Genomic DNA, 17,234 nt, shown 5'->3' with positions numbered 1-17,234 from the left:
GTAGGTGAACCAGAGGGTCTAATTGTGTGTGTTAACGGTGGATCCCTGCGGTTAGATATCCTTGCCAGCGTGGACGGTATTTATAGCGGCCTGACCTTTGCAGAACGCTTTCATTTGGATGCTGGGGTTACTTTTAATGCATCCTCTTCACTAAAAAAACAAGCTTGAGGGCTTCACTATGGATAATCCTTTTATAGGGCAAATATGTGCGTTTGGTTTCAATTTCGCACCTAGGAACTGGGCTTTTTGTTCGGGTGCTATGGTAGCGATTAGTTCGAATACGGCATTATTTTCATTGCTAGGGACAGCATATGGTGGTGATGGCAGAAGCACCTTTGGGCTGCCGGATTTAAGGGGTAAAGCGGGCATGAGTGCAGGGCAGCACCCAGGTAGTTTATACGACTGGCGAGTAGGCCAACAGGCTGGTAGCGAATTACATACCTTATCAGCGTCAGAACTAGCGAACCATAGCCATGTTGCTGTGTTTACTCCCGGCAGTGGCGATACTGACGCTGAAGTGAATGTTTCAACTGATGCGGCCACTCAAGATGCACCAACTGAAGGTGCCTATTTGGCAAAAAATGACGGTGGCAGGAGTGATGGTGTGCTTTTGTATCGCGCTGATGCGGGTGCTGGAACCGTTAAATTAGGCGGTGTTGCTGGCGGTTCGGGTGCCGGCGGTAACGTGGATATTCAATCAACGGGCGGAAGCTCAGCTTTTTCTCTCATGCAGCCGGCGTTAGTCATGAATTACTGTATTGCAACTCAAGGTCTTTACCCTTCTCGCAGTTAAAGGTTCCCTAGCCCTTCGTGTGACTTTATTTGTGTACATTTTTCCACGACGTTTAGTGCTAGCTACCTGCTCTTGCGGCGGGTAGCATTGTACGTTTATTTTCAAGTTGCCATATCGCCCTTCCGTAAGAGTGGAAAGCACGTTTCTTTCTATTCCTTTCAAGTCAATGATATCCGCCATTTGTCTTCTCAGTAAGCTCTCATGGTTAAGCCCGTGTGCGCCAAAAAAGTGTGTTTTTAGAAGAATCGTAATTAGGCATTATCTATTGGAAAGCTTGCCTATACTTGTTGGGTAAAAGCATGGTCATGGAAGGGACCTGTGCATGATGCTATCTAATTAATTATTGACGGGCTTATTCATGATCAGATGTATAAATAGAGTATTAGTGTTAATGCTTATAATGTTTTTCTCGAATATTTCAGTCGCTAATACCGTTTCAGGGTACATGGCTACCGACTTGGTTATTATTGATGAGGCCGTTGCCGATAAGCAGGTTTTTTATCAAAGCTTAAAGCCCGGCGTTATTGTTCGTGAAATTAGCTCTCAACGCGATGGACTTCAGCAGTTAACTCGCGTTCTTAAAAGTCACAAAAACATAGCAAATTTACATATTGTTTCTCACGCTAGTGATGGACAAATTTTGTTGGGGGATCGGTGGATTTCATCGCAAACAATGAAAGATGAAAAACGGTTTTTAAACCAGCTAAGTTCTGTGCTATCTAAAGATGCCGATGTGCTTTTTTATGGTTGCAATCTAGCGGCAGGTGAGAAAGGCCGGCAGTTTGTATCGTTTTTGGCTGAGCAAACCGGCGCCGATGTGGCTGCCTCGTCAAATCCTACGGGTGCTGTTGCCCTCGGTGGGGACTGGGATCTGGAATTACGGGTGGGCGATATACAAACATCAACCCCTTTTATAAGCGAAGGGCTTAAACAATACGCACACGTATTACAGACAACGTTCGCTGGATTGGGTAGTACCGATTCCGGTGGTTCGGGGTATAAAGAACTTACGGACGTAAATCTTGTTGTATCTAATGATTTCGTTGCGGCGGGTGGCGAGCTTTATTGGAACGATAATGCGAGTGCAAGTAAAACCCTTACTATTAAGACTGATAACGTCGATGCGGGTACGGTCGATGTTAGTGCGCTCACAATTTATTCCTTTGTTGGCTCTGGCATTACATTAGATTCTTCGTCAACCGTTGTTTTTAGAGATAGTGGTGGCGCACCATTGCGAACAATGACGCTAGCTGGAAACAAAACCTTAACCAGCTCCGATACAGATCTATTTGCTTTTTTTGATGGTGATAGTACCCCCCCGGTAACCGGCGTAGCGCAAATTGACTTTGTGTTTGCAATAAGTGGGTGCTGTGTTAACGGCAATAATTTTAGTAATTTCACATTTAAAAATATCACCTACAGTAATGTGGTTGCGCCTAGTAGCCCACCTGAAGTTACTAGCGCTACTTACAATTACAGTACGAAAGCACTGGTTGTAACCGGGGTAAACTTTCAGGCTAATGGCGGTGGTGCCGATGTAGATGTTAGTGATCTGACTATTCGAGGGCAGGCGAACGGTACTCGTGTTTTACTCACATCTTCTGATGTGGAGATTGATTCCTCTACTCAATTTACTGTGACTTTATTAGGGGGCGATATTGCCGCAGTGGAAGCGCTGCTAAACACTAATGGTTTAAGTGCTTTAGATGCGGTTAGTTACAATTTGTCGGCTGCAGACGACTTTATAACTAACGTTACCGTTGGTGATACATCCGACACCGCGGGCAATGGCATTACGGTAAGCAATGTGCCAGACAGTAACGGCGATCTAACCTCCGCAGGTGGCGTATCGGAACCTGTTGGTCTTGCGACAACCGTTGATAGCGAGGGTGAAGCCGTAAATTTATTTGATTTTACCTTATCGGATGGCAGTGGTGATGGTTTTGCGTTATCGGTATCGCAAGTTGTAGTAAACGTTACCGGTACCAGTACAGATGCACAGCGCGGCGGTATAACGTGGAGATTAAATGGGCCCGACGCAAGCGATGTATCAGGTAGTTATAGTGGTGGAGCGGATACTATTACGTTTACAGGTTTGTCTATTTCTGTAGCCGATAACACCAGTGAAATTTATACGGTAAACGGTTATTACAACGACAATACAGCGGTAACCGAAGACGCAACGTTTATTTTAACTGTGGATGGCGATACTGATCTCACGGTTGGTGGCAGCGGTACGCAAATGGGTTCTACGTCTGCCGTCAATAATGGTGTGGGTGGCACCTTGGATGTAACCGCCACGGCGCTAGCAATTACCACGCAGCCGGCGGGTTCTGTCTCTGGCAGTGCACTAACAACCCAGCCCGTAGTGACTGCTCAAGATGCCTTTGGCAATACCGATGTGGATTTTACCGAGACGGTGACCCTAACCGAAGCCAGTGCTGGAACACTCACAAGCACAACCACGACCGCTGTTACTGGTGTGGCGACATTCGCAGGCTTAATCTACACCGCAACGGCAGATCAACAAAGTTTTACGCTTACCGCAGATGACCAAAGCGGTGTTGGTTCCGATATTCCCACGGTAGACGCGAATGCGGTCACTTCCGATGTGGTTGCAACGCAATTGGTATATGACACTCAGCCTGTTCCGCTTACTGTCGGTAGTGGTGTTGCAACCAGCTTTACCACGGTGCCCGTGGTGTCAGCGCGTGATGGTAATAGTGTTTTAGACACAGGCTACAGCACCTCCATTGTTATTTCTGAAGTAAATGGCGCAGGTGCTGCATTGCTTTCGGGTACGGGCGATGTCGATGGTTCTCCTACAACCGTTTCCCTTACCCCTGCCTCTGGTGTTGCTACTTTTACCGGTATGCAAATCACCTACACGGCCTCTGGTGGTTCTTCCGAAAACTTTAACTTGCGGAGTACATCGGGAGCACTAAGCGTGGCCGATAGTAGCCAGCTAACGGGATTGGTACCAGACAGCGACGGCAACCTTATGGCAGCCGGAGGCGTTACCGAACCGATTGGGCTCAGCTACTCGATCGATACAGAAGGCGAAGCCGCAAATTTATTTGATTTCACCATAAGTGACGGTGGGACAGCGGATGGTTTGGCGCTTGGCATATCTCAAATTATACTGAACGTAACCGGTACGACGAGTGATGCAGACCGGGCAAAAATAACGTGGCGCTTAAACGGTAATGACGCCAGTAACGTAACGGGCGTATATAGCGCCGTTAGCGACACCATAACCTTTAGCACGTTAGCTATTTCAGTAGCCGATGGCAGTAGCGAAATCTACACCGTGAACGGGTATTACAACGACAACACGGGGTTGACCCATGGCAACACCGTGATGCTTAGCGTTGATGGAGACACTGATTTAACGCTGGTTAGCACGGGTACTCAAATGGCTTCCACTAGTGCGGTTACCAATAGTACGGGTACCACTACAACTGATGATATTGAACCGGATGTAAACTCGGTTGCGGTTCCCGCAAACGCGAGTTATGGGGTTGGTGATAATCTTGATTTCACGGTTAACTTTAATGAAAACATAACCGTGAACACAGGCGGAGGTACACCGCGATTACAATTAACGATTGGAGCCTCTGCGCAATATGCAAGCTATGTTTCCGGCTCGGGAGGCAACGCATTATTATTCCGCTATACCGTGCAAGTGGCAGACTTGGACAGCGACGGGCTTAGTCTCAGCGGCACAGTGCAAGCTAACGGTGGAACCTTGCAAGATGGGGCTGGTAATAACATCAATACCGTACTCAACAGTGTTGGCAGCTTGGCTGCAGTACTGGTAGATGGGCAGGGGCCAACCGTTTCGGAAATTACGGCGGTGGCCACACCAGCTAACGATGCCACTCCCAGCGTTACCTTTAATAGCGATGAGGCTGGAACCTTGAGTGTGGGAGGAAGTTGCGGCAGCGGTGATGAGGGTGCCGTAAGCTCTGGCAGTACCACCATCACCTTAACTCAAACGGATAACAGCACGGCATTGGCCGCTGGCACCTATAGCGATTGTACGCTTACCGTTACTGATGCGGTTGGTAATAACAGCAACACTCTTACGCTTAGTGGCTTCACAATTGATTTGGTCGCGCCCAATGTTGCCGAAGTGACAGCTGCAGTAACGCCCAGCAACGACAGTACGCCGGACGTCACTCTTTCCACTACCGAAGCGGGAACTCTCACCGTGGGTGGAAGTTGTGGTAGCGCCAGTGAGGGCGCGATTAGCAGTGGTAATACCACCATTACCTTAACGCAAACGGATAACAGCACCGCGCTTGCCGGTGGCACCTACAGTGATTGTACGCTTACGGTTACAGATGCCTCTGGTAACAGTAATTCACCGGTAACTCTTAGCAGCTTTATCATTGATGTTGCTGCCCCCACGGTTGCAGAGGTGACCGCCGTAACCACGCCAGCGAATGACACTACGCCAGATGTTACTTTTTCTAGTGATGAAGCAGGAACGCTTGTCGTGGGCGGCAGTTGCGGCAGCGCCAGTGAAGGCGCGATTAGTAGTGGTAATACCACTATCACCTTAACCCAGGCGGATAACAGCAGCGCGCTGGCCGAAGCCACTTATAGTGATTGCACCCTTACCATTACCGATGCCTCGGGTAACAGCAGCACGCCTGTAACCCTGAGTAGCTTCGTCATTGATGTGTCGGCGCCTAGTGTGGCTGAAGTCACCGCCGTGGTAACGCCCGGCAACGACGGCACGCCAGATGTAACAATTTCCACTAACGAAGCAGGCACTCTCAGCGTAGGCGGCAGTTGCGGCAGCGCCAGTGAAGGTGCGATAGGCAGCGGCAATACCACCATCGCCTTAACGCAAGCGGACAATAGTTCTGCACTTGCCGATGGCACCTACAGTGATTGTACGTTTACGGTTACAGATGCCTCGGGTAACAGCAATTCACCGGTAACTCTTAGCAGCTTTACCATTGATGTTGCTGCCCCGACGGTTGCCGAAGTGACAGCCGTAGTAACGCCCAGTAACGACAGTACGCCGGACGTCACTCTTTCCACTAACGAAGCGGGAACTCTCACCGTGGGTGGAAGTTGTGGTAGCGCCAGTGAGGGCGCGATTAGCAGTGGTAATACCACCATCACCTTAACTCAGTCAGATAACAGCACCGCGCTTGCCGGTGGCACCTACAGTGATTGTACGCTTATGGTTACAGATGCCTCTGGTAACAGTAATTCACCGGTAACTCTTAGCAGCTTTATCATTGATGTTGCTGCCCCCACGGTTGCAGAGGTGACCGCCGTAACCACACCAGCGAATGACACTACGCCAGACATTACTTTTTCTAGTGATGAAGCAGGAACGCTTGCCGTGGGCGGCAGTTGCGGCAGCGCCAGTGAAGGCGCTATTAGTAGTGGTAATACCACTATCACCTTAACCCAAGCAGATAACAGCAGCGCGCTGGCTGAAGCCACTTATAGTGATTGCACCCTTACCATTACCGATGCCTCGGGTAACAGCAGCACGCCTGTAACCCTGGGTAGCTTCGTCATTGATGTGTCGGCGCCTAGTGTGGCTGAAGTAACCGCCGTGGTAACACCCGGCAACGACGGCACGCCAGATGTAACAATTTCCACTAACGAAGCAGGCACTCTCAGCGTAGGTGGCAGTTGCGGCAGCGCCAGTGAGGGCGCGATTAGCAGTGGCAATATCACCATTACGTTAACGCAAACGGATAACAGCACCGCGCTTGCCGGTGGTCCCTACAGTGATTGTACGTTTACGGTTACAGATGCCTCTGGTAACAGTAATTCACCGGTAACCCTAAGCAGCTTTATCATTGATGTAGCTGCCCCGACGGTTGCAGAGGTGACCGCCGTAACCACGCCAGCGAATGACACTACGCCAGACGTTACTTTTTCTAGTGATGAAGCCGGAACGCTTGCCGTGGGCGGAAGTTGCGGCAGTGCCAGCGAAGGCGCGATTGGTTCTGGCAACACCACCATCACCTTAACTCAGTCAGATAACAGCACTGCGCTTGCCGATGGTACTTACAGTGATTGTACCCTTACGGTTACAGATGCCTCTGGTAACAGCAATTCACCGGTAACCCTTAGCAGCTTTATCGTTGATGTTGCTGCCCCAACGGTTGCAGAAGTCACCGCTGTAATCACACCAGCGAATGACACCACACCAGATGTAACTCTGTCGTCCACTGAGGAGGGCACACTTACCGTTGGCGGCAGCTGTGGCAGTAGTGACGAAGGTGTGATTACCGGTGGTAATACCACCATTACCTTGACTCAAGCGGACAACAGCACGGCCTTGGCCGACGGTGATTACAGCGATTGTACCCTGACTGTTACAGACAGCGGGGGAAATGCCAGCAATGTTGTTACGCTTACCCTTTTCACTTTGGATGCCACTAGCCCTATCGTAGTAACCAACACAGGTTTGAGTGTTAGCGAGGGCGATAGCGATTCCGTTATTAATACCAGTTTGCTGACCGCCAGCGATAACCTGAGCAATGCCAGCAATACCACTTACACAATAGTTTCAACCTCAGCCAATGGTAATTTGCGCAGTGGTGGCAGCGCGTTAAGCAATGGCGATACTTTTACCCAGCAGCATATTGTTAACAACGACATTACTTACGATCACGACGGTGGTGAAACCACCAGCGACAGCTTTGCCTTCACACTGAATGATGCGTTGGGCAATATTAATAACAACGCTGGTAGTAATTTTATCTTCAGTGTGACGGTGACGGCATTGAATGATGCGCCCAGCACCACAGCCGACACGGCTACCACCAACGAAGACAACGCGGTAATGGTGGATGTACTGGCCAACGATTCCGATAGCGACGATGCGATTAACGCCGCCAGTGTAACCGTGGTAAGCGAGGCTGCAAACGGCTCTACCAGTGTTAATACCGGTACCGGCGTTATCACTTACACTCCAAACGCCAACTTTAATGGCAGCGACAGCTTTACCTATACCGTACAGGATGCCAGTGGTGACACATCGGCAGTGACTGTGGTTTCCATTACCGTAAACCCGCAAAACGATGCGCCCGTTGCCGCTGCCGACAGTGCCAATACCGATATCAACACGCTGGTAAGTATTGATGTTGCGGCCAACGACAGCGATGTCGATACTGCCGATGCTCCAGACACCAGCACATTAGTGGTGATCGGCGCGGCCAGCAATGGTAGTGCTGTTGTTAACGCTGGCCAGATCGACTACACACCGAATACCGATTATCTGGGCAGTGATTCTTTCACCTACTCTATCGATGATGCTAATGGTGCCACCTCCAATGTGGCAACCGTAACAGTGAGTGTGATTGACCCGAATACCGCGCCAGTAGCCGCAAATGACTCTGCGATTACAGATGAAGATACGGCTACAGCCGTTAACGTGTTAATTAATGATAGCGACCCCGATGGATCATTGGATGCAACCAGTGTTGTCATCGCAACCAATACCGTAAATGGCACTACCAGTATTAATGCAATAACCGGTGAAATAACCTATACGCCGGCGGCTAATTTTAACGGTAGCGACAGCTTTACCTACACGGTTGAGGATGATCTGAGTGCTGTTTCGGCGTCTGCCACAGTATCGATTACGGTTAACAGTGTGAACGATGCGCCGGTTGCTGAAAACGATGCCGTTATCCTGCTAGAAGATGCTAGCCTTGCCATTAACGTGTTAGGTAATGATGCCGACGTAGACGGCACACTTAATGTCGCGACCTTGACCGTAGAAACAAACGCGAGTTCTGGTGTAGCTGTGGTTGATGGTAGCAATGTGCTTTATACACCGCTGGACGATTTCGTGGGCAGTGACAGCTTTACCTACAGCGTACAAGACGGTCAGGGGCTTATATCAAATACCGCAACGGTAACACTTACCGTTGACCCGGTTAACGACGCACCCTTGGCCAATAGCGATGCATTTAATATTGTTGCCAATGCATCTAGCATGCTGGAGGTCACCGCCAACGACAGTGATATTGATGGTTCTCTGGATGCAGCTGCCATTGTTGTGGTTAATGCACCTACTCAAGGTACACTCAGCAATAATAATGACGGTACGCTAACCTATACGCCCGCCGCTGGCATAGATCCACTGGCGGGAGACAGCTTCAGCTACACCATAGATGACGAATCCGGTGAAAGCTCCAACCAGGCGACTGTGAGTATTCAGTTCTCGCCCGCCTCTGCGCCAGTGATAGACGGAACACCTGAAACGGACGTGTTAGAAGGGCAGGCGTACCTGTTCACCGCTCAAGTAAACAGTAACGATGATTTGTTCGCGTTAACTTTTACCGTTGTTAACCAACCTGCCTGGGCTAGTTTTAATACGGCAACCGGTGTGCTTAGCGGAACACCATTACAGGACGATGTCGGTACAACCAATGCGATTGTTATCAGCGTAAGTGACGGGTTTACTTCTTCGGCGTTAGCCGCATTTGACCTCAGTGTGGTAGCCGATGTGGATACCGATGGTGACACCCTAAGCGATCATCAGGAAGGCATTGATAATACCGATCCAAATGACCCGTTAGACTATCTCGATTTAACGCCACCGGAGGTTACGGCACCAGTCGATATAATCGTGGATGCAACGGGTTTATTTACTTCTGTGAGCGTGGCACAAATACTGTCGCTTCCTGCTGACAGTACACAGGCCGAAATAGAAAGCGCCATGGCTGAACGGGTAACGGATAATGTTGATGGCAACGGTTGTTGCCAATTAAGCGCGGCGGACATTTTGGACGGCCAGTATTCACTGCCGCCCGGTGACAACATTATAACTTGGGTTGCAGAAGATGTTATGGGCAACAGTGCCAGTGTTGTGCAGCATATTTATGTTCGACCACTCGTGTCTTTTAGTAAAAATCAGGTAACAGTGGAGGGGGTCGAGGCAGAGCTTTATGTGGTATTAAATGGCGAGTCTCCGTTCTACCCATTGGAGGTGCCATACATTATTGATGGCGACAGCAGCAGTGCTGATAGTAACGACTACAACCTACAAAGTGGCCGCGTAATCTTTGAAGAAGGTGAAACCAGTGTGGCCATTCGGTTTACTGTTTTAGACGATGGTATTTCGGAAGATGATGAAATATTGGAGCTGCGATTGGATGATAGAACCCTTAATAGCGAGGATCTTTCAGACGGATTTGAAGCCGATATTTATGACATTAATAGTGGTCAGAAAAACAGTTTTCAACTAACAATCGCTGAGCGAAACCTTTCTCCCAAAGTGACACTCACTATCCGTCAGAGCAGTATTGCGACCGTGCAAATTCTGCCCAATGGCGGTGATGTTGTTATTCTCGCAACCATAAATGACCCTAACAGCGGCGATACCCATGTATTGGACTGGTCCCACACCGATAACAGCTTGGTCGATCTGGATGGCGATGCAGACAATACTACGTTTACGCTTGACCCATCGCAGCTCTCGCCAGGTCGTTACCGTGCGAAGGTTCGGGTTACCGATAGCGGTGGGGAAAATAATACGGCGGTGCTACATTTTGTAGTTGTGGAAAATTTACCTGTACTCTCGCCGGATGAGGATACGGATAGTGATGGCAGGAGCGATCTAGCAGAAGGTACCGCCGATACGGATTTCGACGGTATACCGGATTATTTGGATAATATCGCGCTGGTAAACGTACTACCCGAACGTGCTAGTGAAACGAATAGTTTCCTTATGGAGTGTGATCCAGGCATTCGTTGCCGGTTAGGAGAATTTGCTATTCAGGGGCAGAGCGGTGGTGCACGCCTAAGTATGAATGAGTTAATGGATTTAAGTATGGCAGAAGAGGATGAGCGGCATACTTTCACGGGCTTGTTTGATTTCGAGCTTTCGGAGTTGCCTACGCCTGGGCAAAGTGCGGCGATTGTTATTCCGCAGCTAGAATCGATCCCCGCGAACGCCCTCTACCGAAAATTGGTTAATGGTCGCTGGGTAACCTTTGTCGAAAATGTCCAAAACCAGTTACATTCAGCGGGCGGAAGTGAAGGCTTCTGCCCACCCCCTGGTGACGACGCCTGGCAGGTTGGGCTAGTTGAAGGGTATTGGTGTGTGCAGCTTACCATCGAAGATGGTGGCCCCAACGACGCCGATGGTGAAGCGAATAGCACCGTTGTAGACCCGGGTGGCGTTGCCACACGGAATACAAAATCTTATACCGCAACCGGTGGTGGAGGTTCTGTAGGAATAGCTTTGATAATGATGCTGTTGATGATTGGGATTGGTAGGAGGTTACCTAAAAAATATTTAGGAGCAATCGCAGGTTTGTTCTTTATAGGGGTTTTTCCGGATGTTGCGCGCGCAGATTTTAGTAGCAAAAATTTATTCGTCGAGGCCTCTCTATTTCAAGCAAAATCTAGTCAAAGTTCTTCAGGTTTTATTCAAACGATGGCCAAGCATAACGTTACGGTGAATAGCCTTCAGTACGATAATACGGCGCAGGCCTACCATTTAAAATTGGGTTATTCCTATAACCCGCATGTAGCTGTAATGGTGGGTTATGTTGATATGGGTGAGGCAAATCTCGAAATCGACATTCTTGATGAAGAAGAATCTGTGATAACCCGCGCCTTGGGTGAGGCCTTTCCACACCTGGGAGCAGGGCCGACGGTAAATGCTCGATTTACACGGGATTTTGCGCAGCGCTATTCAGTGTATGCGGATTTGGGTATGCTTTACTGGAATTCCAGCGTTCGGGTAACAGGCTTTTCAGCCGACGTTGAGGATGATGGCGTTGATCCTTGGGTTGCGTTGGGAGCGCAGGTGGCGATCGAGCAGTTCTCCATAGGTGCCGGTTATCAGTATTTTAAAATAAGCTCAAAAAGTGCCGCCGGATTAGGGCTGTCTCTTAGCTATTCGTTTTAGTTAGTCAAGTTGCAAACGGTAAAGCTGCTTTTTTGTGGCGGCTGTTAGAACTATATTGAGTTTACTGTACTCATTTGATGTTACTTGGCAATGTTCGAAAAAATAAGCTCTTAATCGGTAGAAGTACCTTTGACGGAGGGACTTTTCAGGTATAAGCGCTGCTCGGGGTTAAAGGCTTGCCGTTTCCGTGGCAGCCATTCAATAACGTTGTTTTAAAGGCAATGCTGGGAACCTCTGACTAATTATAAGTGATCGTTGGGCATTGGTTTTCTGCTCATGGTACTTATCTCGTCATCTACTTATTTCCGTGTAGGGGACTTGCCAGTCCTTTTGTATCAGTCCCTTTGCGCCAGCTCCCCCGTATAAGCCAGAGGCCGCATAGACTTAATGATACGTCCCTTAGATAATATAGCTGGACATATACTAGGTGATGAGTCTATATACCAAGACTTCAGCAGTGCAGTAGTGGAATTGGTCGGTTTTTAGCCCAAAACTGTACAGGATAAGGAAACGTGATGAACTCAATACAGCAAGCACAAGAGGATATGCGAACGGCATACTTTAATGGCGTTCCGGGCGTTATATGCTCAGGCTCAGTATGGCTCATTGCCGGGCTTATCGCCTTTTGGGTACAGCCGATTACAGGAATATTAACACGTGTTATTGGTGGTATGTTTATCTTCCCACTGTCCGTAGTGCTTTGCAAAATGTTGGGTTGTACTGGCAAGCATGATAAGCAAAATCCATTGGCACCTCTGGCGATTGAGGGGTTTTTTTGGATGTTATTGTCTATTCCTATTGCAGGTGGAGCGGCTTTTTACAGGTTGGAGTGGTTTTTTCCTGCAATGATTCTGGTTATTGGCGGTCGCTATTTAACATTCGCCACCCTATACGGCTTGCGTGTATATTGGGTGTTTGCCGCCGCATTGGCCGCATCCGGAGTTATGCTTCTTGTTTTAAATGCCCCTGTTTTTGTTGGGGGTGTTGCGGGCGGTACTGTGGAGCTGATGTTTGCATTCATAATTTTCCTAAGTCGGAAAAAGTATCGATTACCTACTGACACACTTGTCGTTTCATCCTGAATTCTACTTTGTGCGAAAGCGCATGTTCGCCTTTGGAATCTAGCGGTCAGTTTGATCTGATTTAGCGGTACAACCGTATTGAATAATTCTGGGGTAAGAAAACGGATGGGTATCGCACGAGCTAAGGGCTTTAGTACGTAACACCTATTGTGGAGTTAAGGTTGGTTAGGCGGGCATTTGTAACATTGATAAAACCGAAGCGATATAGCGTATGAATGAATGTTTCAATCGTGTTAATTATTTGAATGACTTGGTTGGTTCTGGCCAAGCGTAGTATTTATGGATATACGGATTGTTTATGAATAGCTCTTTGGACTTGTATATTAACAAATTTTTCAAGCTGGAATCCGCGGGTGGAATCTTACTTGTAGGAGCAGCTGCTGTCGCCATTATAATGGCGAACACTTTTCTCAACGAGTACTACGAGCTGCTGCTTTCTACGCCTGTAGAAATTCGCATTGGCGAATTGGAAATTGCAAAGCCGTTGCTGCTTTGGATTAACGACGGCCTGATGGCGATTTTTTTCTTTCTTGTAGGCTTAGAGTTAAAACGAGAGCTGGTTGAAGGCGAACTTTCCGATAAGCGTAATATTATACTGCCGGGTGTGGGGGCTATTGGCGGTATGTTAGTACCTGCCTTGATATACTTTTGGTTGAACAAAGACGATCCAGTAGCGGTAAAAGGTTGGGCAATACCTGCCGCTACCGATATTGCGTTTGCGCTCGGTGTATTGACGCTTCTCGGTTCGCGCGTACCTACATCGTTAAAAATATTCCTCACCTCACTGGCGATATTTGACGATGTTGGCGCTATTGTCATAATTGCAGTCTTTTACGCAGCAAAAATATCGGTTGTCGCTTTAGCTGTTGTTGCTGCCTGCCTGCCCTTACTTTTTGTATTGAATAAGCGAAATGTGGTGTCGAAAAGCCCCTATTTACTTATCGGTCTTATTATGTGGGTGGCAACGCTTAAATCGGGCGTGCATGCGACGCTTTCTGGTGTATTACTGGCCATGTTTATTCCTCTTAATTCAAAAGAGAATCCGAGTTATTCACCACTAAAAAGCTTGGAACACGATTTACACTCAATTGTCGCTTTTTTTATTCTACCGGTTTTTGCTTTTGCCAATGCAGGGCTGAATTTAACGGGCGTTAGTGTGGAACAGCTCTTTCATGGCGTGCCAATGGGGATAGCGCTGGGCCTGTTCTTTGGAAAACAGATTGGTATATTTACTTTGTGCTGGTTGGTAATCGTATTGAAATTAGCGCAGTTACCGAAAGGTATGAATTGGGCTAGCCTGTATGGTACCTCGATGCTTTGTGGAATAGGCTTCACTATGAGCCTGTTTATAGGTTCACTGGCATTTGAGGAAACCGGTGTTAACCTGCTGTTCGACGAGCGCCTGGGTATTATCGTGGGCTCACTGGCATCGGGAGCGATTGGGTTTTTGGTGCTAAAGTTTGGGTTGGGTAGAGCCGCGCACTAAGGCTTATTTCACCCGTTAACAGTCACTGAGAGTGCGGTCATGTTGCCGTTTTTTGAAGGATGTTGGAATTATGTCGAACATTTATTCGTTTTCCGTAAACAGTTTGCAAGGCGAGGAAATCAACTTCGCCGACTTCGAAGGCCAGGTTATTCTCGTTGTTAACACCGCGAGCAAGTGTGGTTTTACGCCGCAATATGAGGGCTTGCAAAAGCTACACGAAGACTACAGTGAAAAGGGCTTAGTAATTGTTGGTTGCCCATGTAATCAGTTCGGTGGTCAGGAGCCTGGCGATGCCAGTGCAATTTCGGCAGGGTGTTTAATCAATTACGGTGTCGACTTTTCCGTTACGGAGAAAGTTGAGGTTAATGGTGATAACGCGCATCCGTTATTCAATTACCTTAAGCAGGCGTTGCCGGGGATGCTGGGCAACAAGATTAAGTGGAATTTCACCAAGTTTTTAATAGGAAAGGATGGTATCCCAATTAAGCGCTTTGCCCCACAAGCGAAGCCTCTGGAGGTAGAACCATACATTCAGGCGGCTTTACAGTGATCTGAGCAGCGACTGGGCCAAATTCCATTTGAGCTTTTGACGCAAAATTACGACAATAGGGCTCGATTAGTATTCAATTAAAGTGTCCATAATAAAGAAATGCGAGCCATGAAACCTTTTTCTCTCCCTCTACTTGTAGGCGTACTCATGTTTTCTGCGCAGTGTTTTGCTCAGAATGACACCCAATGTAAGACCCTGTATAAAACCGAGAACTACCAAAGCGCCTACCGTGTGTGCGCCCTCGCCGCGCAGCAAGGGTATGTGGTGGGTAGGTATTATGCGGGCGTAATGATGGTACAGGGCCTGGGTGGCCCCAAAAACGAGATTCAGGGTGTTGCCTATCTGGAAATGGCGGCTGAGAAGGGCTTTAGCGATGCTCAGCGTGATTTAGGTACGGCCTACCATCTAGGTATTGCCAGAAAAGTAAACCTAGATAAGGCTATGTACTGGTATAAAGAAGCCGTACGTAACAAAAATGTTCCCGCAATGCTGTATGTTGCCAGCCTTTATCACGCCGGTGAGGGAGTAGAGAAAGACTTCCCTCAGTCGTATGCCTACACAGCGCTAGCGGCCAGCTATGGCAGCGATCAGGCGATAGAGGCACTAAAGGCGCTTGAAGGTATGGCTGAGTTTACGCCAGAGGTAAAAGAAAAGGGCCGAAAGCTAAAGCATCAGCTTATCCGAGAATTACAGTGAACCCGGGCTAGTTGAGTCTAAATGCGGCTAACCTAGGCGCAAAGCTACGCTATTTTTCGTTTATTCAGCACGCGAAAACTGGATCTAAGCGCTTGATGCTGGTAAAAACATCTAGATTTACCTAAGAGAATACTCACGAAAATGAACAGGTTGATGTTTGTAGAACCCGCATGCAGTTTACGCCGAAAAGTTGGTTTGGCCCTACTTTTTTTGCTGTCTCCTGCTTTTGCGGCAGAAACCGCAAAGCCAAAATCTGTTGATGAAATTATTCCCATTGTGCAGAGCCACTGCGGTGCCTGTCACAACGTGCCTGCCCCCAGTTTACTGCCGAAAAAAAGTTGGCCGATGGTGGTGAACAGCATGGCAGAACTTGCCGAGCAACGTCTTGGGCGGGAGTTTATTTCAGAAGAGCATATTCGTGATATTGCCGCTTACTATTACGGTAGTAGCCCACAGGCATTATCCCGCTTACCGTACACTGAAAACACGAATAGCCCGCTCGCTTTTTATTTTAAAGATCTTTCCCCGAAATCTGTTATGCCGCTTATTTCCAATGTTAAAGCGGCAGATCTAGACGGCGATGGTAAGGTTGAATTTATATTGAGTGATTGTGAGACGAATCGGGTTTCACTACTGGAACAAAAAGGGGGCAAGTGGAAAGAACGAGTATTGCTGAACGTACTGGTTCCTGCGAATGCGGAAGTGGTTGATTATGATGGCGATGGAGATCTCGACATCATTGTGGCGGCTCTCGGCCGATTTTTCCCCCCTGCTGATCTAAAAGCAGGAAAAATAATCTTACTTAAGCAAACTAAAAAAGGTCAATTTGAAAAGCGCATTCTTCTGGAGAATGTGCCAAGGGCATTGGATGTTCGAGCAGCCGACCTTGACGGAGACAACGATCTGGATTTGGCTGTTTCCATTTTTGGCAGTGACCAAGTGGGACAAACCGGTTGGCTGGAAAATGTTGGCGAGGGTAAGCCTATTTTTCATGTGCTAATGAATATGGGCGGTGGCTTAAATATTGTGCCTGGGGATATCAACGGCGATGGTATTGTCGATTTGGTTACAATGATTTCTCAGGAATTTGAAATGATTGTCGGCATGATTAACGATGGTAAAGGGAACTTCTCCAAGTTCAACCTGTTTCGAGCACCAGACCCCATTATTGGGTCTACGGGGTTGTCTATGGCCGATATGGATAAAGACGGCGATTTAGATATTTTATTTACCAATGGCGATGCACACGACCTGCATCTTTCACCTAAGCCCTACCATGGCGTTCAGTGGTTAGAGAATAAAGGTGATTTGCAATTTGATTTTCATAATCTAGGGCGTTTCTACGGTGCGGCAACGGCAAAAGCTGGAGATATGGACGGCGATGGCGATATGGATGTAGTGGCGGGTAGTTGGAATAATTATTGGGATGACTCAAAGCGAGCTACACTCATCTGGTTCGAGAATGACGGAAAACAACAATTCACTCGGCACAACATAATAGGCAAACCGGAAAGCATTGTTTCGATTGACTTAGTGGATCTGAATGGTAATAAACAGCTCGACATAGTTGCGGGTATATTCAAAATTGACCAGTTGAAGGCCTCGGTGGAAATTGCTGCTGGTGAGCGAAAACCGGATGAAGGTGATTTTGATTTTCAATCACAAAAATCTCGGTTAATTGTGCTTGAAAATAGAAAAGCCAAGAAGTGATTGTGGTA

At 48.0% G+C, this 17,234-nt stretch carries 7 protein-coding genes; all 7 read left to right on the top strand.

Going from position 1 to position 17,234, the window contains the following annotated elements; genetic code table 11:
• Positions 1–178 precede the first annotated feature (178 nt).
• The 7 genes from H5336_RS18885 to H5336_RS18855 all read left to right on the top strand — a co-directional run bounded on the left by H5336_RS18885 (position 179) and on the right by H5336_RS18855 (position 17,226).
• Complete coding sequence (locus tag H5336_RS18885) at positions 179–793, top strand: phage tail protein (protein WP_185236021.1); 615 nt, start codon at positions 179–181, stop codon at positions 791–793.
• Between the two features lie 391 nt (positions 794–1,184).
• Positions 1,185–11,702, top strand: a complete 10,518-nt coding sequence (locus tag H5336_RS18880; protein WP_185236020.1) for a tandem-95 repeat protein — start codon at positions 1,185–1,187, stop codon at positions 11,700–11,702.
• Between the two features lie 515 nt (positions 11,703–12,217).
• Positions 12,218–12,784: a DUF7010 family protein gene (locus H5336_RS18875; protein WP_185236031.1), complete on the top strand. Its 567-nt coding sequence runs from the start codon at positions 12,218–12,220 to the stop codon at positions 12,782–12,784.
• A 298-nt stretch (positions 12,785–13,082) separates the two neighbouring features.
• A complete protein-coding gene (gene nhaA / locus H5336_RS18870) occupies positions 13,083–14,270 on the top strand; it encodes a Na+/H+ antiporter NhaA (RefSeq protein WP_185236019.1) in 1,188 nt (395 codons plus the stop codon).
• A 70-nt stretch (positions 14,271–14,340) separates the two neighbouring features.
• Positions 14,341–14,820: a glutathione peroxidase gene (locus H5336_RS18865; RefSeq protein ID WP_185236018.1), complete on the top strand. Its 480-nt coding sequence runs from the start codon at positions 14,341–14,343 to the stop codon at positions 14,818–14,820.
• A 108-nt stretch (positions 14,821–14,928) separates the two neighbouring features.
• Positions 14,929–15,516: a tetratricopeptide repeat protein gene (locus H5336_RS18860; protein WP_185236017.1), complete on the top strand. Its 588-nt coding sequence runs from the start codon at positions 14,929–14,931 to the stop codon at positions 15,514–15,516.
• A 141-nt stretch (positions 15,517–15,657) separates the two neighbouring features.
• Complete coding sequence (locus H5336_RS18855; protein ID WP_185236016.1) at positions 15,658–17,226, top strand: FG-GAP repeat domain-containing protein; 1,569 nt, start codon at positions 15,658–15,660, stop codon at positions 17,224–17,226.
• Positions 17,227–17,234 lie beyond the last annotated feature (8 nt).

Origin of the sequence: Teredinibacter franksiae (genome assembly GCF_014218805.1) — a bacterium.
Taxonomy (GTDB): Bacteria; Pseudomonadota; Gammaproteobacteria; order Pseudomonadales; family Cellvibrionaceae; genus Teredinibacter; species Teredinibacter franksiae.
Note: the sequence above shows the minus strand (reverse complement) of the source record. Positions and strands in the feature narration are given on the sequence as shown.